Consider the following 24,609-nt stretch of genomic DNA (forward strand, 5'->3'; position numbering starts at 1 on the left):
CGGCAAAGGCGGGGTGCTGCTCGTCACGTGACGAGCAGGCGGAAAAGCCCCCCCGGCCGTCCCTTTCCGCCTGAACCCCGTAGGCTGGAGCGCAGGAGGTCCACCCATGTTCCAGCCGCCCGCGCCCGAAACGACCCACGAGACCCTCTTTACCGTCGAGGCCACCCCCTTCAAGTTCGGCTCCGGCGCGGCGGCCGACGCGGGCTGGGAGGCGGCGCGGCTGGGGATGCGCCGGGCCTTCGTGGTGGTGGACCCGGCGCTGGCGGGGGGCGAAACGGCCGGGCGCGTGCTGAACAGCCTGCGCGGAGCCGGGGTGGAGGTCGTGCTCTACACGGGCGTGCGGGTCGAGCCGGACCTTCCCAGCCTCGAGCGGGCGGGCGCGGCGGCGCGGGAAGCGGGGGCCGACGGCTTCGTGGGGCTGGGGGGCGGCTCGACACTCGACACCGCGAAAGTCGCCAACCTGCTCGCCACCCACGGCGGCGCGGTGATGGACTGGGTCAACCCCCCGGTGGGCGGCGGCCGGGCGGTGCCGGGGCCGCTGCGCCCGCTGCTGGCGATTCCCACGACGGCTGGGTCGGGGTCGGAGGCGACAACGGTGGCGATCCTCGACCTGCCGGACCTGGGAATCAAAAGCGGGATCAGCCACAGGTATCTGCGGCCCGCGCAGGCGCTGGTGGACCCCGAACTGACGCGCACCGCCCCGGCGGGCGTGATCGCGTCGGCAGGCCTGGACGTGGTGTGCCACGCGGCCGAAAGCCTGCTCAGCCGCCCCTACACCTCGCGCCCCCGGCCCGATTCTCCTGCCGCCCGCCCCCCCTACCAGGGCAGCAACCCGGTCGCGGACGTGTGGTCGGCGCAGGCCCTGCGCTTCGGCGGCGAATACCTGCGCCGGGCGGTGCAAGGGCCGGACGACCTGGAGGCGAGGGGCTTCATGATGCTTTCCGCGACGATGGCGGGGGTGGGCTTCGGGTCGGCCGGAGTGCATATCCCACACGCCTGCGCGTACCCCATCGCGGGGCTGCGGCACACCTACCGGGCCGCCGGGTATCCCACCGACCACGCCTTTGTGCCGCACGGCTACAGCGTGATCGTGACCGCGCCCGCCGCCTTCCGCTTCACCTTCGCGGCGGACCCCGAAAAGCATGTGCGGGCCGCGACCCTGCTGACCGGGCGCGAGTATGCTCCCGACGACGCAGACGCCCTGCCAAACGCGCTGCGCGACCTGATGCGTGACGTGGGGGCACCCACCACCCTGACCGAACTCGGGTACAGCGAGGCCGACCTGCCCGCCCTGGTGGAGGGCGCCTTGAAGCAGCAGCGGCTCCTCGCAGTGGCCCCCCGCACGCCGAGCGCCGCCGACCTGGAGGCCATCTTGCGGGCGTCGCTGTAGCCCCACCCAGCTATTCGAGTTCGCGCTGCACCTCTTCCAGACGGGTCCGCTCCTGGGCCGCGCTTTCGTGCTCCCCACGGGCCAGGTGCCAGTCGATCAGTTCAGTGCGTGCCCCCACGTCGAGAGGGTCCGCGCCGATCAGAGCACGCAGGGCGTCGCGGCGCTCCACGCTGTCGCCGGGCTGGGCAGCGGCGTACACCTGCAGGGCGTCGAGCACCAGCCGTTCAGCGAGCTCGCGTTCCTCGTGCAGCTCGGCGGCGAGGTCGGGGAGGACGGTGGGGGGAGTGGCCTCCCGGCGAATCAGGACCCCGAGGCGCTCCGGGTCGCGGTCGGTGACGGCGGCATACAGGTCCGCGAGGTCGCTGCGCACCGGGAAGGTCAGAGTGAGGCGTCCCCGCGCACTGCTGATGGGGCTGACCCCGAAGGTGCTGCGCAGGTGGTAGATCGCAGTCTGGAGGCTGGCCACCGGATTCTTGGCGCCGGGCCAGAAGCGTTCGGCCAGCCCCTCGCGCGGCTGCGAGCGCCCCGAGAGTGCGAGGGCCACCAGCAGCGCCGCGCTCTTGCGGGTGGGAAAGTCGCCCGACTCCCAGACCCGTCCGGCCTGCGTGACCCGCAGCGGCCCCAGCACCCGGATCTCCAGCGGGAAGAGGGCACGGGTGGCTTCGTCTCCCGCGTGGGCGACCAGACGGTGCGCCGTGCCCCCCCGCAGCAGCGGGCGGTAGCCGTGGGCACGAATCAGGGCAAGCGCTTCGGTCAGGTCCTCGGGCGTGCCCCGGTGCAGCAGGGCAGTGGCGAGTTCCAGGCGGGCGTCCTCCCGCCGGGCCTCTTCGACCACGGCACCGAGGTCCCCCTCCCCCTGGAGGGCCGCTTCGAGGTCGGCCCGCAGGCCCAGCGGCCGGGCCTCCTCCAGCGCCGCGCGGGCGGCGTCGGGGTCGCCAAGTTCGCGGCAGGTGCGGGCCAACAGCAGCGCGGTTTCGGCCCGCAGGCTGGGGTCCTCGGTCGGGATTTGCTCCAGCAGGGTGCGGGCGGTGCGGGGATGCCCGCCTTGCAAGGCAAGCAGCGCCTGCACCCGCGCGACCCAGCCGCGCAGGTCGGGAGCCACGCTCAGCGCCTGGGCGCGGGCGAGGTGCGTGCGGGCCTGCGCCGGGTCGTCGAGCAGCGCGTGGACCTCGGCGAGATTGACGTGGGTCAGGGCCGTCGCCCCCAGCCGGTGGCCTTCCAGCAGCGCCAGCGCCTGCCCGTAAGGACCCAGGGCCTCGGTCAGCAGGCCCCGGCCGAAGTGCAGCGCCCCCAGGGCTTCCAGGCTGCGGGCCTCGCGCCCCAGATCACCCGCCTCACGGAAGGCGGCCACTGCGTCGCCGAGGTCGCGCTCGGCCTCGGCATGACGGCCAAGCTGCACGAGCAGGGTCGCGCGGTTGTGCGCGGCCTCACCCCCGGTCAGGCCGCCCGCCCGCGCCGCGCCCCCGAGGTCCTCCAGCGCCCCGGCCGACTCGCCGCGCATCGCCCGCACCACCCCGCGGGCATTCAGGGCCAGGGGCCGCAGCGTGGGGGGCAGGTCCGGCAGGGCGCGGCTGTACAGCTCCTCGGCGCGGGCGGGGTCGCCGCAGGCGCGGGCCAGCACTCCGGCGAGGTACAGCGCGGCGGGCTGCTCGCGCCAGAAGGGAGGCAGGCCGCGCAGGGCTAGCCGCAGCGCGTCGGGTCCCGCGCCCACCCGCAGCTCGCGGGCCTGCAGGGTCAGCAGATCGTCCCAGGCCCCCGCCTCGCGCAGCAGGGTCAGGGCCTGGGGCGTGCGTCCGGCCCGGTGCAGCATCCCCGCCACTTCGCGGGCGAGGGCCGGGTCCGGCAGCGGGCACAGCCAGCGCCGCAGCACACCGGGCAGGCTCCAGCCCCCGGCCACCGGCCACAACCAACCGCCGTCCGTCAGGGCATCCACCTGCAGGGAAGCCACCCCCAACCGCGCCGCGACCTCTGGGGTGACGAGCGGGGTCAGGGCCAGGGCGCGGGCCGCCTCCCGGAGCTCGGTGGGCGGGAGGAAGGGAGCCAGCCGCACGTCGGCAAGGGGATGGCGGAACCACTCCTCCCATTCCTCCTCGGGGAGGTGACCCGCCAGCCCACGGGCCAGCTCTAAAGCCGCAGGCCAGCCCTGCGCCAGCCCGAAGGTGTGGTCGGCCCAAGCAGGGTCCCCGCTCAGGGCGGCCCGCCACTCCTCCTGGGTCAGCCGCAGTTCGGCGCCACTCAGGACCAGGGGGGCCGTCTCCAGTGAATCCGCCTGTTCGCTCCATGCGGCCAGTTCCCGGCGTGAGCGCGGCCACCACAGCCAGCGGGCCTCGCCGGGGGGCGGGGGGTCGCGCCAGACGGGCAGGGCATGGCTCCTGGCCCATTCGGTCATCCCCTCCTGCCCCACCCCTACCTCTACGGGAGCCACGATCCGGGGGGGCAGGGAAGACAGCCGTTGAAGCAGGCGTGGGCACAGGGGCATGGCGATCCCAGTGTAAAGCATTCCTTCATACAATTCCCAGAAATGCCGTCTGGCATGAGGGTTTGCGGTTTTTTTGAGACCTCTTTGTTGAAATGACCGCAACGTTCAAGTCAGCCCACACCCGCCGCTCACCCCCATCTGGAGGACCGCCGATGCAGAAGTTCACCCCCGCCGCCCTGAGCCTGACCGTCCTCCTCGCCGCCTGCGGGCAAAGCACCCCGACCGTTCGCGCTCCCCAGAGCAGCCCCACCGCACAGGGCGCTGCCCTCCAGACGCAGGCCGTGAAGACCATGACCTCCACCACCCTCTCCGAGTGCCAGGCCCTGTATGCGACGTCCCCCTCGGGCGTTCAGGTGGACAGCAGCATGAGCTACGGGCAGGTCGGCACCCTGATCCTCTCCTTTGCGGACGACACCAGCAAGGGCCGCGCCGTGCACTGGATGGACTCGAACCTGCCGCTGGACCTCGGCCGAGGGCTCGGGGCGCTGGAGAACCTGCCTGTCGTGGCCGCCAAGCTGCTGGTGACGCCGGACCTGATCGAGCGCCTCAAGACGAACCTGCCCGGTCTGGTGTCGATCTATCAGGACGCCCCGCTGCGCTACTTGCTCAAGGAGAGCGTTTCGTACATCGGCGCGGACGTGGCCCGCAGCGCTTACGGGGTGGACGGCAAAGGCGTGGGCGTGGCGATCATTGACTCGGGGGTGGACGGCACCCACGCCGACCTGAGCCACATGGCCGAGAACGTGAAGCTGGTCGGCCCGGTCGTGGACCTGGGCGTGGGCGGCTACCTGCACGTCAAGCTGCCCAACACCGACACCTCCAGCGGCCACGGCACCCACGTCGCGAGCACCATCGGCGGCAGCGGGGCGGCCTCGGAAGGCGCGAACAAGCGGCAAGGCGTGGCGCCCGGCGCGACCCTGGTGGGCGTGGGAGCCGGGGACGCCCTGAGCATCCTGTACGCGCTGGAAGGCTTCGACTACGTGCTGAAGCCGGAAATCCGCGAAACCCACAACATCCGCGTGATCAGCAACTCCTGGGGCTCGAGCGGCGAGTTCGCCCCCTACAACCCCATCAGCCTGGCGGCCAAGCGGGCCTACGACGCAGGCATCATCGTGACTTTTGCGGCGGGCAACGAGGGACCGGGCGCCAACACCCTCAACCCCTATTCGGCCAGCCCCTGCGTGCTGAGCGTGGCGGCGGGCGACAAGCAGGGCTATCTCGCCGACTTCAGCTCGCGGGGCCGCGCCGGGGACAGCCTGGTTCACCCCGACGTGACGGCCCCCGGCGTGGACATCAGCGCCGCCCGTGCACTGACCGGGCTGGCCGCGACCACCGTGCCCGACCTTGACAACCCGCTGTACTCGACCATCAGCGGCACCAGCATGGCGACCCCCCACATCAGTGGCGTCGTGGCCCTGATGCTGCAGGCCAACCCCAGCCTCAACCTCGACCGCGTGCTGGAGATCTTCAAGAAGACCAGCCGTCCGATGTACTACACCGAAACCAGCACGAACGGCCTCGACCCCAACCAGGTCGTGACCAAGCAGCGTGAGGAGTGGGAAGTGGGCTACGGCTACGTGGACGCGAACGCCGCCGTCCGCGAGGCGGTGCGCCTGAACACCAGCCGCTACACCCTCCAGACCACCGCCCTTCCCGGCTGGACCGGCACGGTGGCGCCCAGCATTTGCGCTCCCCTCCTGAACTGCGTGACGACCGCCCAGCACACCCAGACGATCAGTGTGCCCAGCGGCGCCTCGGCGCTGCGGGTGGCGACCGAGTGGGGGAACCCCGGCTACGACCTCGACCTGGAGGTCTACGACCCCGCCGGGCGCCTGGTTGGCTCCAGCGCCCAGGGCACCAGCACGGGCGAGGCCGTCAGCATCCCCAGCCCGGTGGCTGGAAACTGGAAGGTCGTCCTCAAGGGCTTCCTGAACGGCTCCACGAGCTACACCGGGACCGCCGAAGTGGACAAGCTGGTGCGCCGCTAAAGCCCAAGCCGTCACGGGAGGGGGAGTGGAACCCACGCCGGGTTCTCCTGCCCCCTCTCCCTGGTATGTAGGCGTCCTACACTGCGGCATGACCCAACAGCAACAGGAAAACTGGGCCCAGGCCGCCGCCATGCTGCGCCGCCTGGGCACGAACGGGGATGAGGTCGCCGCCCGGCTCACCCGCGAGCTGGACGCCTTCGAGGCGGTTGTGGCCCGCTCACAGGACCGCTGGCATCAGCCGCTTTCCGGCCGCGAGTGGACCGCCGCGCAGGAGGCCGAGCACGTCCTCCTCGTCAACGAGAGCAGCGCCCGAATTGCGGCGCTGCTGGCCTCTGACCGCCCGCTGCGGCCCACGCCGCGCGTTCCCGGCGAGGAGGTCGCGGGCAAGCGTCAGGCCCCGGAGGGCACCCGCCCCGGACCCGATCAGCCCTGGGCGGCCCTGGCGGGGCGGCACGCGGCGGTGCGGGGACAGTTGCTGACGCTGGCGGGTCAGGCTGGGGACGACCCGGACCGCACCTTTTTCCACCCTTTCATGGGTGACCTGACCGCGCTGGACTGGCTGCGGATGGCGGCCTACCACGTCGGCCACCACCGGCGGCAACTGGAACGGGCGGGGTAAGCCCTCTCTTTAGAACCACGCCTCCTGCATCTCCAGCGTCGTGGGGTCCGCGCTCGCCAGCAGGTCGGCGTGGGCCTTGACCTTGGGCAGTTCATACACGGCGAAGAAGCGGGCGGCGTGGAGTTTGCCCTGGTAGAAGTCGGCGCCCTCGCCCCGCGCCTGCGGCAACTTGCGGGCCGCCACCGCCGCCTGCCGCAGCCACATCCAGCCCACGACCGTGTGTCCCAGCATCTCCAGGGCGCTGTGGGCATTGGCGAGAAAGCGGTCTGGGCCGAGGGTCGGGGCCTGGGCCAGCAGCCCGCGCAGGGCCGCCGTGCTCTGGGCGACGGCAGTGGCGAGCGCCGTGCGAATCTCGGCCACCCCCTCCAGCTCCTCGGAGGCTGTCAGGTCCGCCGACATCCGCTCCAGCAGCACGGTCAGGCCGCGCCCACCAGATTGGGTCACCTTGCGGCCCAGCAGGTCGAGGGCCTGAATCCCCTCCGTCCCCTCGTGGATGGGGTTGAGGCGGTTGTCGCGGTAGTACAGCTCGACCGGAGAGTCGCGGGTGTACCCCGCCCCACCCATCACCTGAATCGCGTCGCCCAGCGCTTCCTGGCTGTATTTGCTGGGCCAGGATTTGACGATCGGCGTCAGCAGGTCGAGGAGCAGCCCGGTGTCCTTCCGCCCTTCTTCCGGCCCGGTATGCAGGTCGTCCACCAGCGAGGAGGCGTAGAGGCCCAGCGCGAGGCCGCCCTCCACGAAACTCTTCTGCCGCAGCAGCATCCGGCGCACGTCGGGGTGCGCGATGATGGGCACCGGCTCGGCGTGGGGGTCCTTGTTGCCGGGCGGGCGCCCCTGCCGCCGCTCGCGGGCGTATTCCAGGCTGGCGAGGTACCCCGCGTACCCCAGCATCACCGCGCCCATGCCGACGCCGATGCGGGCCTCGTTCATCATGTGGAACATCTGCGCCAGCCCCTGCCCCGGCTCGCCCACGAGTTCGCCCACCGTCTCGCCACCCTCCCCGAAGTTGAGCAGCGTGTTCGTGGTGCCCCGGTAGCCCATCTTGTGGTTCAGGCCCGCCAGGACAACGTGGTTGGACTCGCCGGGCTGCCCATCCGCCCCCACCCGGTAGCGCGGCACGATAAAGAGCGAGATGCCCTTCACCCCCGCCGGAGCGCCCTTGATGCGCGCCAGGACGAGGTGGACGATGTTCTCCGAGAGTTCGTGCTCGCCGCCCGAAATCCACATCTTGGTCCCGGTGAGGGTGTAGGTGCCGTCTTCCTTCGGGGTGGCGGTCGTCGTGATATCGGCCAGCCCGGACCCGGCATGCGGCTCGGAGAGGGCCATCGTGCCGAACCAGCGGCCTTCCAGCAGGGGGGTGAGGTACTTCGCCTGCTGTTCCTCGGACGAGAACTCGCGCAGCAGGTTGGCGTTCCCGATGGTCAGGAAGGGATACCCGCTCGTGGAGATGTTCGCCGCCTGAAAGTGCGCCTGCACCGCCTGCATGACCACCCAGGGCAGTTGCAACCCGCCCAGCTCCTCGTCGTGGTGGGCGCTGAAAAAGCCCGCGTCCCGGAAGGCCCGCATCGCGTCGGCCATCTGCGGGGGCAGCTTCACCTTGCCGTCCACCACGTGCGGCTCGTGGGTATCCGCCTCGCGCAGGTGGTTGGCGAAGTAGCGCTCGGCCACGCTGTAGGCGAGGTTCAGCACGTCGTCGTAGACCTCGCGCGAGTGTTCGGCAAAGCGGGGGCGCTGGGGCAGCGCGGCGGTGTCGAGCACCTCGTAAAGCTGAAATTGGAGGTCGCGGCGGGACAGGAAGGGGGCCATCGGGGGTGCTCCTTTCAAGGCGGAATGTCCGTGAACGTCAACTGTGAACGCTGGCGTTTACTATAGGGCACGTTCAGACCCCTTCTTCCCCGTCCCACCGGAGGTTTTCCATGCGTGCCGTGACCTGCACCGCCTTTGCCGAACCCGAAGCCCTCAGCGTCCAGACCGTCCCCGACCCCACGCCCGGCCCCGGCGAGGTGGTGCTGCGGGTGGAGGCGGCGGGCGTGAACTACCCCGACGCCCTGATGGTGATGGGGCAGTACCAGGTCAAGCCTCCCCTGCCCTTCACGCCGGGGGCGGAAGCCGCTGGGACGGTCGCGGCGGTGGGCGAGGGCGTAACGCACCTGCGGGTAGGGCAGCGGGTCGCTGCGTTCACCGGGACCGGAGCTTTTGCGGAGAGGTTGCTCGCTCCAGCGAATGCCGTGATGCCGCTCCCCGATGGGGTGGGCACCGAGGTCGCTGCCGGGTTGCCGCTCGCCTTCGGGACCACCATGCACGCGCTGGTGGACCGGGCGAACCTCCAGCCGGGTGAGACGCTGCTGGTGCTGGGGGCAGCGGGGGGCGTGGGGCTGGCCGCCGTCATGATCGGCAAGGCGCTCGGCGCTCGGGTCATCGCGGCGGCGAGCAGCGAGGAAAAGCTGGCCCTTTGCCGCGAGCACGGAGCCGACGAGACGCTGAACTACACCTCGGAGGATCTGCGCGAGCGGGTCAAGGCACTGACGGATGGTCAGGGACCGGACGTGATTTTCGACCCGGTGGGCGGCGACTTCGCGGAGACGGCCTTCCGGTCCATCGGCTGGGGCGGCCGCTACCTCGTGGTGGGGTTCGCGGGGGGCGGGATTCCAAAACTGCCACTGAATCTGCCGCTGCTCAAGGGCGCGTCGCTGGTGGGCGTGTTCTGGGGCGAATTCGCCCGGCGTGACCCCCGCGCCAACGCCCGCAACCTCGCCCGGCTGCTGGGGTGGGTGGCGGACGGGACGGTGCGGCCCCTGGTGAGTGGACGCTACCCGCTGGAGCGCACCCCGGAGGCGCTGCGGGCGCTGCTGGAGCGGCGGGTGACCGGGAAGGTGGTCGTCACCCCTTGACCCCGTTGACCTTCTACACGACCGCCGAACTCGCGCGGGAGGCGGGCGTGACCCGGCGCACGGTCATGCACTATGCCGACCTCGGGCTGCTGACGCCCGATCAGGTCACAGCCTCTGGGCGGGCGCTCTATGGCCCCTACGCGCTGCGGCTCTTGCGTGACGTGCTGGACCTGCGGGCGCTGGGGGTGCCGCTCGACGAGGCCCGCGACATGGTGACCCTGCGCCGCGCCACCCACACCCTGGACGGCACCTACCGCCGCGACTGGACCCGCGCCGACATTCCCCTCTCGGACGAGCAGTTGCGGGTCATTCACGCCCGGTTGCGCCTCTTGCAGGAGGCCTATGCCCGGCAGGCCGAGGGCCTGGCCCGCTTCGACCGCTGGCTGACCAAGCGCTTCACCGGGGGCGAGGTGGAGCCGCTGGACCCGGAGGCACTGGACGGGGAGGACTAGGCTCAGCCGAGTGGCTTAGACGGGGAGGCCTCGGCACCGGGAGGGCCTACACTCTCCCGGTGACTTCCGGCCCGGCCTCTCCCCCGTCCCCCCGCACAAGCGAACTCGGCCCCCTGGTGCGGCTGGCGGGGCCGGTCATCGTGTCGCAGTTCGCGGCCAATGCCCTCACGCTGATTTCCACGGCGGTGATCGGGCGGCTGGGTACCCCGGAACTCGCGGCGGCGGCCTACGCGAACGCGACCTATTACCTGCTGTTTCTGATCCTGAGCGGCATCATGCTGGCGGTGGGGCCACGGGCGGCGCAGGCGCATGGCCGGGGCGACCCGGCCGGGGTGGCACTCGCCCTGCGCGGGGGACTACGGCTGGCCCTGGGCCTGACGGCAGTGGCCTTGCCGCTGATGTGGGGCATTGCGGCGCTTCTGCCCGGCCTCGCGCCGGAGGGTGTGCGCGGCGACCTCGCGGCGAGTTACCTGCGGCTGTATGCGTTGGGAATGCTCCCGGTGCTCGCCTTCGTGGCCCTGCGGGGGGCGCTGGAGGGGACCGGGCAGCCCCGTCTGGTCACGGTGACGGCGCTGGGCGGGGTGGTGGTGGTCGCCTTCCTGAGTCCCGCGCTCGCCTTCGGGTGGGGGCCGCTGCCCGCGCTGGGGCTGCCGGGAGCCGCCGCCGCGAGTGCCGTGACCGCTTGGGCGATGGCGCTGACGCTGTTGCCGGTGGCGCTGCGCCGCTTTCCCGCCGTGCCGGGAGGCCGGGTGGGGCCGGAGGTGGGGGCGCTGCTGCGCCTGGGCTGGCCCATCGGCCTGACCCTGGGGGCCGAGGGGGGCATGTTCAGCGTGACTTCGCTCCTGATGGCCCGCTTCGGGGCCGAGGCGCTCGCGGCGCACAACGTGGCCCTCCAGGTCATCACGGCGGTCTTCATGGTGCCGCTGGGGCTGTCCACCGCCACGGGCATCCGGGTGGCGCAGGCGGCGGGCGGCGGCGAGGCGGACCGGGTGCGCCGCGCCGGGCTGACGGGCATCGGGCTGGCCGCGGGCGTGATGCTGGGCTTCGCCGCGCTGGAGCTGCTGGCCCCCCGGCTGGTGCTGGGGGTGTTCGTGAACGCGGGCGATCCGGCGAACGCGGCCCTGCTGGCGACCGGCGCGAGCCTCCTGGCCATCGCCGCGCTCTTTCAGACGGTGGACGGGGTGCAGGTCACCGCGAACGCGGCGCTGCGCGGCCTGCAGGACACCCGCGTGCCGCTGCTGATCTCGCTCGCCTCCTACTGGGGGGTGGGGCTGGGGGTCGGGTCGCTGCTCGCCTTTGGCCTGGGGCTGGGGCCGCGGGGACTGTGGTTCGGGCTGACGGCGGGGCTGAGCACGGCGGCGGCGGCGCTGCTGCAGCGCTTCCTGTGGCGGAGTGGGTCGGTGGCGCGGCAAGTGTGAAGACGGCGGGGTGTATGGACGGCCCGGCGTCAAGAACTCCGTCAGGTTTGCGCGCGTATCATGCTCCTCATGAAAGTTCTGGTGACCGGCGGCGCCGGATATATCGGCAGCACGGTCTGTTCGGCCCTGGAGGACGCGGGGCACACTCCCATCGTGCTGGACTCGCTGGTGACGGGACCGGAGGCCTTCACGCGGGGGCGGGCTTTCTACCGGGGAGACGTGGCCGACGCGGACCTCGTGCGCCGCATCTTCCGGGAGCATCCCGAGATCGCCGCCACGCTGCATTTCGCGGCGCTGATCGTGGTGCCCGAGTCGGTGGCGAATCCGGCCCGCTACTACCGCGAGAACGTGGTCGCCAGCCTGAGCCTGTTTGAGACGCTGCAATCTCTGGGACAGACGCGGGTGGTGTTCAGCTCCAGTGCCAGCATCTATGCCTCGCCGCCCGACTTCCGGGTGACGGAAGCCAGCCCGCTGCGGCCCCTGAGCCCTTACGCCCGCTCCAAGCGCATGACCGAGGAGATGCTGGAAGACCTCTGCGCGGCCCCCGGCAGTGGCCTGCGCGCCGTCGCGCTGCGGTACTTCAATCCGCTGGGGGCCGACCCCCTGTTGCGCACCGGGCCGTACCTCGCCGAGCCGTCGCATATCCTGGGGCGGCTGGTGGCGGCGTCGCAGGGGCGGCAGGCGGCCTTCGAGATCACCGGAACCGACTACGCCACCCGCGACGGCACCGGCCTGCGGGACTACGTGCATGTCTGGGACCTCGCGCTGGCGCATGTGGCGGCGCTGGAGCGTTTCGACGCCGCCTTCGGGCGGGCGGCCGGGGACGGGCTGGACCCGCGCGGCTTCCTGACAATCAACGTGGGGACCGGGCAGGGCGTGACCGTGCGGGAACTGGTGACCGCCTTTCAGGAGGTCTCCCCCACCCCCCTCACCGTGCGGGAGGGACCGCGCCGCGCGGGCGACAGCGCCGGGGCCTACGCCGACATCACCCGCGCCCGCGAGCTGTTGGGCTGGGCGCCCCGGCACACGACCGCCGAGGCGTTGGCCTCGGCCCTCGCCTGGGAAGCCGTGCGGCCAGAGCGCCTGGGGCTGGGCCGTGGCCCGGCTGTCCGGGCGGACCTCGGATAGCTTGGCGTGGCGGCTATGCAAGAGGTCCGTGCCCGGCCTGCCCACCTGCCTGCCGATCCGCCGATTCGGCGGCGGCTGCGGCTGCTGCGCTACGCCGCGCCCGTAGCGGCGGGGCTGCTGCTGTGGTACGGGCTGGACACGCGGGGCACCCCGCCCGAACTGGGGCGCAGCGCCCTGTGGCTGTGGGTGATCGCCGCCGTGCTCGCGCTGCGCCTGGGACGGGGAGGAGGAGGGCGGCGCTCGCCCCTGCCGCCGCGCTGGCCCGTGGTGGCCCCGCCGCTGTGGGGCGCGGGCATCGTGGCCGCCCTCGCGCTGGCCCTGGGCTGGACCGACCTGCTGGGAACGCTGCTGCCCGCCGCGGCCTTGTGGCTCGCGCTGGCCGTGCTGGAACTGGTCTGGCGTGACCGCCTGCCCCCGCTGCGGCTGGGGCTGCTCAGCACCCCGGAGGCCCCGCCTCCCCCGCCGCATCCCCGCCTGACCTACCAGCCCGTCGCCCCGCACGAACCCGACGTGCTGCGCGGCCTGGGCGGTCTGGTCGTGGGGCACCGTCAGCCTGTCCCGGCCGAGCATGCCCGGCTGCTGGAGCATGCCCGCGTGACCGGGGTGCCGCTGTACTCGCGCGAGCTGCTCGCGGAGGTGCTGACCGGGCGGGTGTCGCTCGACCTCGTGGAGCGCGACTGGCTGGACGCCGAACGCTTCCAGTCGGGCTACATGCCGGTCAAGCGGGCGCTGGACGTGGCCGTGACCCTGCTGCTGCCCGTGCTGCTGCCGCTGATGGGCGCGGTGGCCCTCGTCGTGCTGGCGAGCGGCGGGCGACCGGTGCTGTTCTGGCAGGAGCGGATCGGGCTGGGGGGTAGACCCTTCCGGCTGGTCAAGTTCCGCACGATGACCCGCGACTCCGAGCGCGGCGGCGCGGCCTTCGCCCGGCAGGGCGACGCCCGCATCATTCCGGGCGGGGCCTTCCTGCGCAAGTTCCGGCTCGACGAGTTGCCGCAGTTTTACAACGTGCTGCGCGGCGAGATGAGCATTATCGGCCCCCGGCCCGAGCAGTTCGCCTTCGCCGCCGACCTCGAGGAAAGCATTCCGCTGTACGCCACCCGGCACTGGGTCCGTCCCGGCATCACCGGCTGGGCACAGGTCACCCAGGGCTACACCGACAGCGTGGACCAACTTCACGAGAAATTGCAATACGACTTCTACTACGTCAAGCACCTCTCGCCGCAACTCGACCTGCTGATCGTCTGGAAAACCATCCTGACGGTCCTGACCGGCTTCGGCGCCCGCTGAGCCAGCGCTTGGCGGCGTGGCTACGCCGCCTGGGAACGCCCCAGACAGGCCAGAGCCTCCCCCATCCCCCAGACGGCCCGCCGCGTTCGGTCCAGCGCGGCGGGCCGTCTGGGGGATGGGGGAGGAGCACGCCCCACAGGCCAACGGAGGCGTCGAAACCGGGCAAGCGCGCGAGGGACCGGACCGCGGCCCGGGGGCGGTGTGAACTTCTCCGCAGCGCGGACGGCCAACTGTGCCGATTTTGTCAGAGGCAGGTCTTAACCTGTTCTTGAGCTGAAGGCGCCCGGACCCGGAGTGGTCGGCCCTCGGCGTCAGGCACATCACCCCTACGTCTTCTCGACAAAGGCAAACCCCTCGCGAGGGGGGGACGCAAAACCACGGGACTTCCCTGCCGAAGTCAGCCGGGTCACCGAAGGAAGAATCATGCAGAAATTTGTTCCCCTGGCCTGCGCCCTGACCCTGTTTCTCGCGGCCTGCTCGGCGCCCAAGCCGACCGCCCCAGTCCTCCCGGCCCCGCAGGCTCCCCAGGACACCGCCGCTCCCCAGACTGGCCCCGTGGCCGAGGGCGTCGCCACCGAGCAGGAGGCCGCCGCCGCGACGGCCGCGCTCGAAGCGCTCAGCCTGAATCCGGCGCCCGTCGGCGCGGCGAGCGTGCGTCCCGACGGCACGCTGCTCGTGGGCGAGCAGCCCATGTTCCCGATGGGCTTTTACCACGTGTCGTGGGCCGCCGAAAAGAGCGTGCAGGTGCAAAAGCGGCTGCGCGACATGCACGCCGTGGCCGACCTGGGCTTCAACACCATGAACGTGACGATGTTCGACCCCGAGGGGGACATCCCGCAGTTCGGGCAACTGCTCGACGCGGCGCAGGGGCGCGGCATGAAGCTCCTTGTGGAGGACTTCGGGGACATTTCGATCAACACCTTCAAGACGCACCCCGCCACCCTGGGCTGGATGATCGCCGACGACTGCAACGCCCGCATCACCCCCGAGGAGCTGGAGCGGCGGCACCTGAAGACCAAGGCGCTCGACCCCCACCACCTCACGTACACCAGCATGGCGATCTCGTACTCCAACAGCCACCCCGAGTTCTTCGGGCGGGCCGACGCGGTGGGCAACCAGTCCTACCCGGTGGGGCCTGCAGGCTACGGCGACTCGCTCGCGGTGGTGTACCCGGTCATGCAGCGGCTGGTGGCCGAGGCGAGCCGCACGGGCACCCTGCCCATCGCCAACCTCCAGAGCTTCCGCTGGCCGGGCGGGCGCTACCCCACCGCCACCGAGCTGAACTCGATGACCAACCAGGCGCTCGGCGCGGGCGTCAAGGGCATCCTGTACTACACCTACCTCGACAACGCCAACGATCTGGCGACCTACACGGGCCTGCGCACCGAGCTGAAAAAGCTCGCCGCCGAGGTCAAGCTGCTCGCCCCCGTGCTGCTCAACGGCCAGCGGCAGACGCTCGCGCTGACCGGCAACCTGAACGAGGCCCGCGCGACCCTGTGGAGCCACGGGGGCCGCCGTTACCTCCAGGTCCTGAGCCTCAACGAGACCCGCACCCAGACCGTCAAGATCACCGTGCCCGGCGGGGCCAGCACCCTGACCCCCCTCTTCGCGGGCCGGGCCAAGAGCCTGACCCTCAAGGCCGGAGCCGTCAGCGGCAGCCTGACGCCCCTGACCGCCCAGTGGTACGAGGTGAACTGACCCTGCGCGGCACGGCGAAGGCCCCCTCCACATCCGGGAGGGGGCCTCGTCTATGCTTCCGGCCTACCCTTCCCCGCGCAGGTCCGTCACCCGGCGCAGCTTGCCGCCCTCGCTGCGGGGCAGAGAGCCGGGCACGCACAGCTCGCAGCGCACGGTCACGCCGACCTGCACCTTGACCAGCCGCTCGATCTCGCTCCGCAGGCCAGCGGTTTCCTCGCCCGCCTCCACCCGCAGCAACAGGTCGTCGCGGGTGCCGGTGCGGGTCAGGACCACGTGGTAGTGGGGACTGACCTGACCCATCCCGACCAGCACGGCTTCCAGTTGGGTGGGGTACACGTTGACCCCCCGCAGGATGATCAGGTCGTCCGCGCGGCCCCGGATGGAGTCCATGCGGCGCACCGTGCGCCCGGTGGCGTTGGGTTCGGTGGCCTCCGGCAGCAGGCGGGTGATGTCGCCCGTCCAGTAGCGCAGCATGGGCAGGGCGGTGCGGCTGATGGAAGACAGCACCAGCACGCCCCACTCACCGTCGGGCAGCACTCCGCCCGTCTCGGGGTCGACGATCTCGGGGTAGAAGTGGTCTTCCCAGAGGTAGCTGCCGCGCTGCTCGGCCGCGTCCTCGTTGGAGACGCCGGGGCCGATGATCTCAGAAAGACCGTAGATGTTGGTCGCCGTGACGCCCAGCCGGGCCTCGACCTCACGGCGGGTCTTTTCCGTCCAGGGCTCGGCGCCCAGGACCGCGTAACGCAGCGAGGTGTCCTCCGGCCGTACCCCCCGGCGGGTGAACTCGTCCGCGAGGACCAGGGCGTAGCTCGGCGTGCAGGCGATCACCTCGGGCCCCAGGTCGAGGATCAGGTTGACCTGCCGCTCGGTGCCGCCGCCGGAGACGGGGACGGTACAGAGGCCCAGGCGCTCGGCGCCGCCGTGCAGCCCCAGGCCCCCGGTAAACAGGCCGTAGCCGTAGGCGTTGTGGAAGGTCATGCCCGGCCGCGCCCCCGCCGCGTAGAGCGAGCGGGCCACGACCTCCGCGAACACCGCGAGGTCGTTCTCGTCGTAGGCGACCACGGTGGGCTTGCCCGTCGTGCCGCTGCTGGCGTGCAGGCGGCGCAATTCGTGGCGGGGCACGGCGCTCAGGCCCAGGGGGTAGTGGTCGCGCAGGTCGCTCTTGCGGGTCAGCGGAAAACGGGCGAGGTCTTCCAGGGTCCGCAGGTCGTTCGGGGTGACCCCCGCCGCCCCGAAGCGGGCGCGGTGGGCGGGCACCCGCTCGTCCATGCGGGCGGCGGTGGCCTGAAGGCGGGCGAGTTGCAGGGCGCGGAGGTCGGGGAGGGGCATGCCCTCACGGTCGGGCTGGAACATCGGGCCTCCAGTCGGCAGCGGTGCCGTCGGCCGCGCCGTGATCGGAAACGGGAGAGGCGGGGAGGAGGGCCGGGTCGCCCACCACCTTGCCGGGATTCAGCAGGTTCAGCGGGTCCAGCATAGCCTTCACCTCCCGCATCACGTCCAGCGCGTCCCCGTGTTCCGAACGCAGATACGCCCGCTTGCGCAGCCCCACCCCATGCTCGCCCGTGCAGGTGCCCCCCACCGCGACGGCGTGCGCGGCGAGGGCATGCAGGACGTGGTCAATCCGGGTCCAGGCGTCCGCGTCGTCGGGAGGGGCGTGCATCAGGAGGTGCAGGTTGCCGTCCCCGATATGGCCCACGAGGGGCGCGGTCAGGCCCTGCTCGTCCAGCACCTGCCCAGCCAGCGCCACCGTTCTCGCCAGGGCCGAGAGGGGCACGCACACGTCCCCGATGCGGGTCGCGTGACCGGGCCAGGCCGCCCGCAGCGCGTCATACACGCCGTGGCGGGCCGCCCACAGCTCGGTCTGCGCTTCCGGGGTGCGGGCCTCGCCGACCAGGGTGCCGCCGTGCAGGGAGGCGGCCTCGCGCAGCAGGGCGAGCCCCGCGTCCAGATCGGCGTGGTCCCGGCCCGCCACCTCCACCCAGAGGGTCGGGGCCTCCGGGTCGTGGCGGGCGCGGTGGCGGTTCACGGCGGCCACCGTCGCGGCGTCCACGAATTCCAGCCGCTCGGGGCTCAGGCCCAGGCCGCGCACGGTCACGCTGGCGGCGACGGCCCCCTCCACGTCCCCGAAGGCAAGTTGCACGCTGGCGGTCATGGGCGGCAGGGGGTGCAGCCGCAAGGTGAGGGCGGTGATGACCCCCAGCGTCCCCTCCGAGCCGATAAACAGTTGTTTGAGCGCGTAACCGCTGCTGCTCTTGCGGGCCGCGTTGCCCAGCGTCAGCACCCGGCCATCCGCCAGCGCCACCCGCAGGGCCGCGACGTTCTCGCGCATTCCGCCGTAGCGCACGGTGGTCGTGCCGCTCGCGTTGGTGGCCGCCATCCCGCCCAGCGAGGCGTCCGCGCCGGGGTCCACCGGAAAGAAGAGGCCGTGCGGACGCAGGCGGCGGTTCAAGCTCAGGCGCCGCACCCCCGGCCCCACGGTGACGGTGAAGCCCACGGGGTCCGGCTCGCCCACCGCGTCCAGGCCGCCCAGGTCCAGCGAGATCGCCCCCGGCACCGGCAGCACCGCCCCCTCCAGGCTGGTGCCCGCGCCCCAGGGGGTGACGGGCACGCGCCACTCGCGGGCGACCGCCAGCGTTTCCAGCACGTCCCCTTCCGAGCGGGCGCCCACCACCGCGCCGGGCACACAGGTCAGCGGCGTGCCCTCGTCACGGGCGTGAGCGCTGCGGTCACCGGGGGCGAGGCTGACGCGCCCGCCTAGCCGTGACCTCAGCGCCTCTCCCCAGCCTGTTCTACGGTTTCCGTCCAATCCGTTCTCCCCTCAGGAGAGCGCCGAGGGAAGAACTCCTTTCCCGGCAACCGTTCCGTTCCTTCTCGCTTCGCTCGGGTTGAACAGTGACAAAAACTGTTCAACCCGAATCTGTATTACTTGATCATCTTCCACGTGCCGTTCACGACCTGCACCATCACCCGGCTGCGGGCGTCGAGGCCGAGGTGGTCGGTCGCACTCATGTTGAAGATGCCGTGCGCCCCGATCACGTTGCGGGTGCCCTCGAGGGCGTCACGCAGCGCCGAGCGGAACTGCGGGGTGCCGGGCTTGGCCTTTTTCAGGGCGGCCGGAATCGCCTTTTGCAGGATCAGGCCCGCGTCCCACATGTGCGCCCCGAAGGTGCTCACCGAGTTTTGGCCGAAGCGCCGCTCGTAAGCCTGGGTGTAGGCGAGGCCCACGCGCTGGGTGGGATTGGTGCTCGGGAGCTGATCGGCCACCAGCACGGGTCCGGCGGGCAGGATCGCGCCCTCCACGTCCTTGCCGCCCACCCGCAGGAAGTCGGCGTTGGCGACCCCGTGGGTCTGGTAGATCTTGCCCGCGTAGCCCCGGTCGTTCAGGGTCTTTTGCGGCAGCACGGCGGGCACGCCGGAGGCCCCGACAAGCACGGCGTCGGGCCGCGCGGCCACGATCTTGAGAATCTGGCCGGTGACGCTGGTGTCGGCGCGGTTGTACTTCTCGACCGCGACCACCCGGATGTTCCGGGCCGCTGCCGCCCGCTGAAGCTCAGACAGCCAGCCCTCGCCGTAGGCGTCGTTGAAGCCGATGTACCCGACCGTCTTGATGCGGTTTTGCGCCATGTGCGCCACGATGGCGTTGGCCATGATCGCGTCGGTCTGCGGGGTCTTGAACACCCAGCGCCGCCGCGCGTCCACCGGCTTGATGATCGCCTCGGACGCGGCGAGGCTGATCATGGGCACCCGCGCCTCGGCCACCACGTCGATCATGGCGAGGCTGGCGGGCGTGGTCGTCGTGCCGATAATCACGTCCACCTTGTTGTCCTGAATCAGCTTGCGGGTGGCGGTGACAGCGGCGGTGGTGTCGGAGGCGTCGTCGAGAACCGTGTAGGTCACCTTCTGCCCGCCGATGGTCTGGGGCAGCAGGGCGACCGTGTTCTTCTCGGGAATCCCCAGGCTGGCGGCCGGGCCAGTCGAGGACACGATCACGCCCACCCGGATCTCGGCGGCGGCGAGGGACGAGGAGGCCAGCAGGGCAGCGGTCACGAGCAGGCGGGCGGGTCGCTTCATAGGAAACCTCCACAGCGGGGGGACACCCCGGCAAGACCGGGCGGAAACTTCATTTGGGGTTGGTTTCATGAAGCTTAGCAGAAGGTGGCCGGGGCCGAGCCCTCCGCGGCAGGGCTACCCCTCTGAATCTGGGAGGTGGGGCGCGGCCGGGCCAGGGGTCCGCCGCCTGAGGATGGAAAGAGCGGCCCGAACTGCGCCCGAACCATACGACGGGGACCCCTCCACGCCCGGGCCTCCCCCCCAGTTCCCCCAGACGAGTAAGGCTTCTGCAAGCCTGTCCATGTCCTAATCCGGTTCACCCGGCCCCGTGGCCGCCCGTCTACCTCCCCACTGTCCCCGCCCGGCCCCGAGGTCCGTCTTGTCCTCTCCCCTGCCCCCCGCTCCTGCTCCTTCCCTGCCCGCCGCGCTGCCCGAGGGCGCGTTCAGGCCGCTGCTGTACCTGTACGCCCGGCTCACCGAGGCGCGGGCGGTCACGCTCACCCTGTCCGGGGAGGGCGGGGCGCCGGTCTGGCAGGGGGGCTGGCCCGCGCCACTGTCCGGGGAAGCGGACGACGCGCCGACGGGCACGCTGACCTTCCGGCGAGAGGACCTGCGGGGCACCCTGGCCTTCTGGTCGGCGGCGCGGCCGCCCGCCGGGGCGGGGGAGGACGGGCCTCACCCCTTCGTGGCCTGCTTGCTGGAGGAACTCGCGCTGCACGCCGAGCAGGCCGAGTTGCGTTCGGCCCACGAGCAGCTCCGGGCCGTCGTGCAGGAAGCGCCGCTGGCGGTGTACGCGCTGACGCTGGAGGGGCTGGTCAAGCACTGGAACGCGGCGGCCGAGCAGACCCTGGGGGTCAGCGGCAGCGAGGTGCTGGGCCGGGGGGTGGAGGACACGGCGCTGGGCCAGGCCTTTGCGGCCCTGCGGCGCTCGGCGTCGCGGGGGCAGGGCAGCATCGCGCCGCAGCTTCTGCACCTGCCGCAGCCTGACGGCGAGCCGGTCGAGGTGACCCTGACGGCCTCGCCCGTGCCGGGGGGATTGGTGGGGACCGCGCAGCGCACCACCCCGGAGGAGAGCGGGCGGCACCACACCCGGCGGCAGCTCGCCCTGCTCGAATCGGTGCTCGCGCACGCCAACGACGCCGTGCTGATCACCGAGGCCGAACCCGTCGATCTGCCCGGCCCGCGCATCGTGTATGCGAACGCCGCCTTTACCCGCACGACCGGCTACGCGGCCGAGGAAGTGCTGGGCGGGACCCCGCGTCTTCTCCAGGGGCCGCGCACCGACCGCCGGGCGCTCGACAAGATCCGGCGTGCCCTGAAGCGCTGGGAGAGCGTGGTCGTCGAGGTGGTGAACTACCGCAAGGACGGCTCGGAGTTCTGGGTGGAGCTGTCCATCGCGCCCGTCGCCGACGAGACCGGATGGTACACCCACTGGATTTCGATTCAGCGCGACATCACCGAGCGCAAGCAGTTTGCCGAACACCTCGACCGCGAGCGGGCACAGGTGCTGGAACTCGCCGCCCGCAACGCGCCCCTCTCGCAGGTGCTCGCCCGGCTCTCGGGCACCCTGGAGCGGCAGTTCGCGGGCCGCCGCGCCGCCCTGGTGCTGCCCGGCGAGCCGCCCGAGGTCTACACCGCGCGGGGGGATGCCGACCAGGACCGCGACGGCTGGGCACAGCTTCTGGCCGCGCCGGAGGGCGAGGAAGGCGGTGCCCCCTCCGTCTGGCAGCACCCCGTGACCGGCGCCGAGGGGCGGCGGCTGGGCACCCTGCTGCTGCGGGGGCGCCGTCCGGGAGAGCCCAACGCGGACGAGCGGGCGCAGCTTGGCGCAGGAGCGCAGCTCGCCGCGCTGGTGATCGAGCGCTACGAGGCCCACCGGGCGCTGGAACGCCACGCCCTGTACGACGCCCTGACCAGCCTGCCCAACCGGGTGCTGTTCGAGCGCGAACTCCAGCGCACCCTGGCCCAGGCGCGGGCAGACGGGCAACCCGTGGCGGTCGGCCTGATGGACCTTGACCGCTTCAAGCTGATCAACGACACCCTGGGCCACAGCGTCGGGGACGCCCTGCTGCAACAGGTCGCGGCGCGGCTGCGGGCGGCGCTGGGGCCGCGCGACACCCTGGCCCGCATGGGCGGCGACGAGTTCCTGCTGGTGCTGGGCGCGGCGGCCACCCCCGCCGACGTGGGGCGGGCCGCCGAGCGCCTGATCCAGACCTTTCGCCAGCCCTTCCTCCTCGCCGAGCGGGAGGTGTTCGTGCGGCCCAGCATCGGCTTCAGCATCTTTCCGCAGGCGGGAACGGTGGTCGAACAGCTTCTTCAGCAGGCTGACACCGCCATGTATCAGGCCAAGCGCCGGGGCGGCGGCTACGCCCTGTACACCCCGGAGGGCGAGGAACGCCTCGCCGCGATGACGCTGGAGACGGCCCTGAACCGTGCCCTGGAGCGCGGGGAATTCGTCCTGCACTACCAGCCGCAACTGGAGCCGCACACCGGACGCCTGACCGGGGTGGAGGCGTTGGTGCGCTGGGAGCACCCCGAGCTGGGGCTGGTGTCCCCCGCCGAGTTCATCCCGCTCGCGGAAGTGACGGGCCTGATCGTGCCCATCGGGGCGTGGGTGCTGCGCCAGGCCTGCGCCCAGGCGGTCGCGTGGGCGGCCCTGGCACCGGAGTTGCGCGTGGCGGTCAACCTCTCGGCGCGGCAGTTCCAGCAGCCCGAACTCGCCGAGACGGTGACGCGGGCGCTGCGCGAGTCGGGGCTGGAACCCGGACGGCTGGAACTGGAACTCACCGAGAGCATGCTGATGCACGCGCTGGAGGCGCACGAGACCTTGCAGCGCCTCAAGGCCCTGGGCGTGCGGGTCGTCGTGGACGACTTCGGCACCGGATACTCCAACCTCGCCTATCTCAAGCAGTACCCTATCGACGGCCTGAAGATCGACCGCTCCTTTACGGCCGGGGTGGGGGCCAGCCCGGTCCCCGCCGGACGCGACGAGGCCCTCGTCAAGGCCGTGATGGACCTCGCCCACGCCCTGGAGCTGGAGGTCACCGCCGAGGGGGTCGAGCGCCCCGGACAGCTCGACTTCCTGCGAGGGCGGGGCTGTGATCGGGTACAGGGCTACCTCACCGGGCGGCCCCTGAGTGCCGAGGCATTTGGGGCGCTGCTCGCGCAGGGGCTCGCCACCGACTGACCGTGCAGGTTAGGGCGTCCCTTCCTCCCCCTCGGCCCCAAAGGCGAGGTACAGCCGGGCCAGCACCGAGGGGTCACGCAGGGAGCCTCCCAGCACCTCCTCGGCGCGGCGCAGGCGGTAGCGCAGGGTGTTGACGTGCACGTGCAGCCGCGCGGCCAGCTCGGGCAGCGGCCCCGAGTGGGCGAGGTACGCCCGCAGGGTGGCCTCGGTGCGGCCCCCGTCTTCCAGCGCGGCGAGCCGCGACCGCACCTGCCCCCGCAGCGGCGCGAAAGAACCGTCCGCGAGCAGGGCATAGAGCGGGTCCATCGCGTGATAGGTCGTGGACCCCCGCGCCTGCCGCGTGGCGGCGAGGGCGTGCCGCGCCTCTCCCTCGGCGGTGCGGGCGTGCCGGGGACCGGGGTGCGGGGCACTGACGCCGAGCCGCACATCCTGCGCGGTGCTGGCGAGCAGCGCGGCGTGCAGGTCCCGCGCCTCCCGCGCCAGGTCGAGGGTCGGCCACAGCCACACCGCCCGGTCCCCCCGCACGGTGGAGTGGGCGGTCAGGCCGCGCTCCAGAAAGTACCCCTCCCCCACCGCCGCGAGCACGTCGAGGGCGTGGGCATGGGCCGTCCGGGCGGCCGAGCCGGGCGCGGGGGGCCGGGCGAAGGCCGCCACCGCCACGGCGACGGGTTCGGAGTCGGGCAGGCGGGCCTGGGGCACCGTGCCTGAGAGCAGGGCGTCCAGCGTCCTCTCCCCCACCCGTCGCCGCGCCGCGCCCGCTGCCGCCGCCTGGAGCCGCGCCAGCAGCGCATATTCCACCGCCACGGGAACCAGGGGCGCCCACTCCGGCGCCGCCGCCAGACTGAGGCTGCCCACATGCCGCTCGCCGCTCGCGTCGCCGTAGCTCAGGCGGCGGGTCACCTCCGGCCCGGCGGGTTCTCCGGCCACCGCCACCACGTCGCCCCAGCTCGCGCGAATCTCGGCCCGCCCGCCCGTCAGCCGGGCCAGCCGCGCCACGAGTTCGCGCTCGGGTTGAGGCCCGGTGACGGCCTCCCGCAAGGAGCCGAGCAGGGCCGCCAGATCAGGCAGCGCGAGCAGGTCGGGCGAGGTGTCCCGCATTTGTCCCAACCTACAACGGAACGGGGAGAGATTCACGCGCCGCACAAACGGGCGCACCGGAGGGCGGGCCGTATGCTGGGAGCCACACCACCACGTTTTCTTGCCCACGAACGGAGTCCAACCTTGAAATACGCCCGCTTTATCGCCGGGGGCCGCGCCCTGAACGGTCACCTGCACGACGGCCAGCTCATTGACGCCGCCGGAGTTGCCCACGATCCGAACACCGTGCAGTTCCGCCTGCCCGTCGACCCGCCCAAGGTGATCGCCCTGGCGCTGAACTACAACGACCACGCGGGCGAACTGGGCCTCACGCAACCCAGCGAACCCGCCCTGTTCTGGAAGCCGAACACCACCCTGCTGCCGCACCGGGGCACCGTGATCTACCCGCGCGGCGCCGAGTTCATGCACTACGAGGTCGAACTGGGCGTGATCATCGGCCGGGACGCCCGCCGGGTGAAGGCGGGGAATGCGATGGATTACGTCGGCGGCTACACCATCGGCAACGACCTGGTGGTGCGCGACTACGTGACGAACACCTTCCGGCCGCCCCTGCGCGGCAAGGGCTGGGACACCTTCGGGCCGCTGGGACCGTACTACGTCACCGCCGACGAGATCGCGGACCCGCACGACCTCGCCCTCACCGCGCATGTGAACGGCGAGCTGCGGCAGCAGGGCAGCACCCGCGACATGATCTTCTCGATTCCCGAGCTGATCGAGCACATCTCGCGCTTCATGACCCTCCAAAAGGACGACGTGATCCTGACGGGCACCCCGAAGGGCATCAGCCACGTCCACCCCGGCGACGTGATGCGGCTGGAGGTCGAGGGGCTGGGCGTGCTGGAAAACGGCATTCAGGAGGAGGATGACCAGGCCGAGCCCATCAAGGGCAAGGAAGCGAAGGAAGGCGAGTGGGACGGGCGGTGA

At 71.9% G+C, this 24,609-nt stretch carries 17 protein-coding genes and 1 riboswitch; of the genes, 11 read left to right on the plus strand and 6 right to left on the minus strand.

The genetic code is table 11. The annotated features are described in order from the left end of the window. The first annotated feature begins 106 nt into the window (after window positions 1-106). Window positions 107-1,390, plus strand: a complete 1,284-nt coding sequence (locus tag L1280_RS08910; protein ID WP_253581763.1) for a hydroxyacid-oxoacid transhydrogenase — start codon at window positions 107-109, stop codon at window positions 1,388-1,390. Between the two features lie 10 nt (window positions 1,391-1,400). Here L1280_RS08910 and L1280_RS08915 read toward each other — a convergent pair whose 3' ends face one another. Next, entirely contained in the window at window positions 1,401-3,779 is a 2,379-nt protein-coding gene (locus tag L1280_RS08915) for a tetratricopeptide repeat protein (RefSeq protein ID WP_253581764.1), read from the minus strand. Window positions 3,780-4,021: 242 nt separating this feature from the next. On the opposite strand from L1280_RS08915, the gene L1280_RS08920 reads away from it, so the two are divergent. After that, window positions 4,022-5,857 (plus strand): S8 family serine peptidase, encoded by a 1,836-nt coding sequence (locus L1280_RS08920; RefSeq protein WP_253581765.1) that lies wholly within the window; start codon window positions 4,022-4,024, stop codon window positions 5,855-5,857. An 88-nt stretch (window positions 5,858-5,945) separates the two neighbouring features. Continuing rightward, entirely contained in the window at window positions 5,946-6,476 is a 531-nt protein-coding gene (locus L1280_RS08925; RefSeq protein ID WP_253581766.1) for a DinB family protein, read from the plus strand. A gap of 9 nt (window positions 6,477-6,485) precedes the next feature. Here L1280_RS08925 and L1280_RS08930 read toward each other — a convergent pair whose 3' ends face one another. Continuing rightward, window positions 6,486-8,282 (minus strand): acyl-CoA dehydrogenase, encoded by a 1,797-nt coding sequence (locus L1280_RS08930; protein WP_253581768.1) that lies wholly within the window; start codon window positions 8,280-8,282, stop codon window positions 6,486-6,488. A gap of 110 nt (window positions 8,283-8,392) precedes the next feature. On the opposite strand from L1280_RS08930, the gene L1280_RS08935 reads away from it, so the two are divergent. From L1280_RS08935 to L1280_RS08960, 6 genes are all read left to right on the plus strand, one after another. Beyond that, window positions 8,393-9,367, plus strand: coding sequence for an NADPH:quinone oxidoreductase family protein (locus tag L1280_RS08935; RefSeq protein WP_253581770.1), 975 nt, complete (start codon window positions 8,393-8,395; stop codon window positions 9,365-9,367). A 5-nt stretch (window positions 9,368-9,372) separates the two neighbouring features. Then, on the plus strand, window positions 9,373-9,819 hold the full coding sequence (locus L1280_RS08940) for a MerR family transcriptional regulator (RefSeq protein ID WP_371922903.1): 447 nt from the start codon (window positions 9,373-9,375) through the stop codon (window positions 9,817-9,819). 59 nt (window positions 9,820-9,878) lie between these two features. Next, window positions 9,879-11,237, plus strand: a complete 1,359-nt coding sequence (locus tag L1280_RS08945) for an MATE family efflux transporter (RefSeq protein ID WP_253581773.1) — start codon at window positions 9,879-9,881, stop codon at window positions 11,235-11,237. A gap of 69 nt (window positions 11,238-11,306) precedes the next feature. After that, complete coding sequence (gene galE / locus L1280_RS08950; protein WP_253581775.1) at window positions 11,307-12,365, plus strand: UDP-glucose 4-epimerase GalE; 1,059 nt, start codon at window positions 11,307-11,309, stop codon at window positions 12,363-12,365. A 15-nt stretch (window positions 12,366-12,380) separates the two neighbouring features. Then, on the plus strand, window positions 12,381-13,652 hold the full coding sequence (locus tag L1280_RS08955; RefSeq protein ID WP_253581851.1) for a sugar transferase: 1,272 nt from the start codon (window positions 12,381-12,383) through the stop codon (window positions 13,650-13,652). A gap of 334 nt (window positions 13,653-13,986) precedes the next feature. Beyond that, window positions 13,987-14,066, plus strand: a riboswitch (cyclic di-GMP riboswitch). A gap of 9 nt (window positions 14,067-14,075) precedes the next feature. Continuing rightward, window positions 14,076-15,350, plus strand: coding sequence for a hypothetical protein (locus L1280_RS08960; RefSeq protein WP_253581777.1), 1,275 nt, complete (start codon window positions 14,076-14,078; stop codon window positions 15,348-15,350). Between the two features lie 63 nt (window positions 15,351-15,413). Here L1280_RS08960 and L1280_RS08965 read toward each other — a convergent pair whose 3' ends face one another. The 3 genes from L1280_RS08965 to L1280_RS08975 form a co-directional block, all read right to left on the minus strand. Then, entirely contained in the window at window positions 15,414-16,703 is a 1,290-nt protein-coding gene (locus L1280_RS08965; protein ID WP_253581778.1) for an AMP-binding protein, read from the minus strand. Further along, the gene (locus tag L1280_RS08970; protein ID WP_253581779.1) at window positions 16,684-18,156 is read right to left on the minus strand and encodes an FAD-binding oxidoreductase; all 1,473 of its coding nucleotides are present in this window, start codon (window positions 18,154-18,156) and stop codon (window positions 16,684-16,686) included. The genes L1280_RS08965 and L1280_RS08970 overlap by 20 nt, the downstream gene beginning before the upstream one ends. A 116-nt stretch (window positions 18,157-18,272) precedes the next feature. Then, window positions 18,273-19,421 (minus strand): ABC transporter substrate-binding protein, encoded by a 1,149-nt coding sequence (locus L1280_RS08975; RefSeq protein WP_253581780.1) that lies wholly within the window; start codon window positions 19,419-19,421, stop codon window positions 18,273-18,275. A gap of 358 nt (window positions 19,422-19,779) precedes the next feature. Between L1280_RS08975 and L1280_RS08980 the strand changes: the two genes are divergently transcribed. Continuing rightward, the gene (locus L1280_RS08980; RefSeq protein WP_253581781.1) at window positions 19,780-22,587 is read left to right on the plus strand and encodes an EAL domain-containing protein; all 2,808 of its coding nucleotides are present in this window, start codon (window positions 19,780-19,782) and stop codon (window positions 22,585-22,587) included. 9 nt (window positions 22,588-22,596) lie between these two features. On the opposite strand, the gene L1280_RS08985 is transcribed toward L1280_RS08980, so the two are convergent. Beyond that, a complete protein-coding gene (locus L1280_RS08985) occupies window positions 22,597-23,685 on the minus strand; it encodes a CdaR family transcriptional regulator (RefSeq protein ID WP_253581782.1) in 1,089 nt (362 codons plus the stop codon). A gap of 123 nt (window positions 23,686-23,808) precedes the next feature. On the opposite strand from L1280_RS08985, the gene L1280_RS08990 reads away from it, so the two are divergent. Beyond that, window positions 23,809-24,609 carry a fumarylacetoacetate hydrolase family protein gene (locus L1280_RS08990; protein WP_253581783.1) on the plus strand — a complete coding sequence of 267 codons (801 nt, stop codon included), beginning with the start codon at window positions 23,809-23,811 and terminating at the stop codon, window positions 24,607-24,609.

This window comes from Deinococcus sp. HSC-46F16, assembly GCF_024171495.1.
In the GTDB taxonomy this organism is placed as follows: Bacteria; Deinococcota; Deinococci; order Deinococcales; family Deinococcaceae; genus Deinococcus.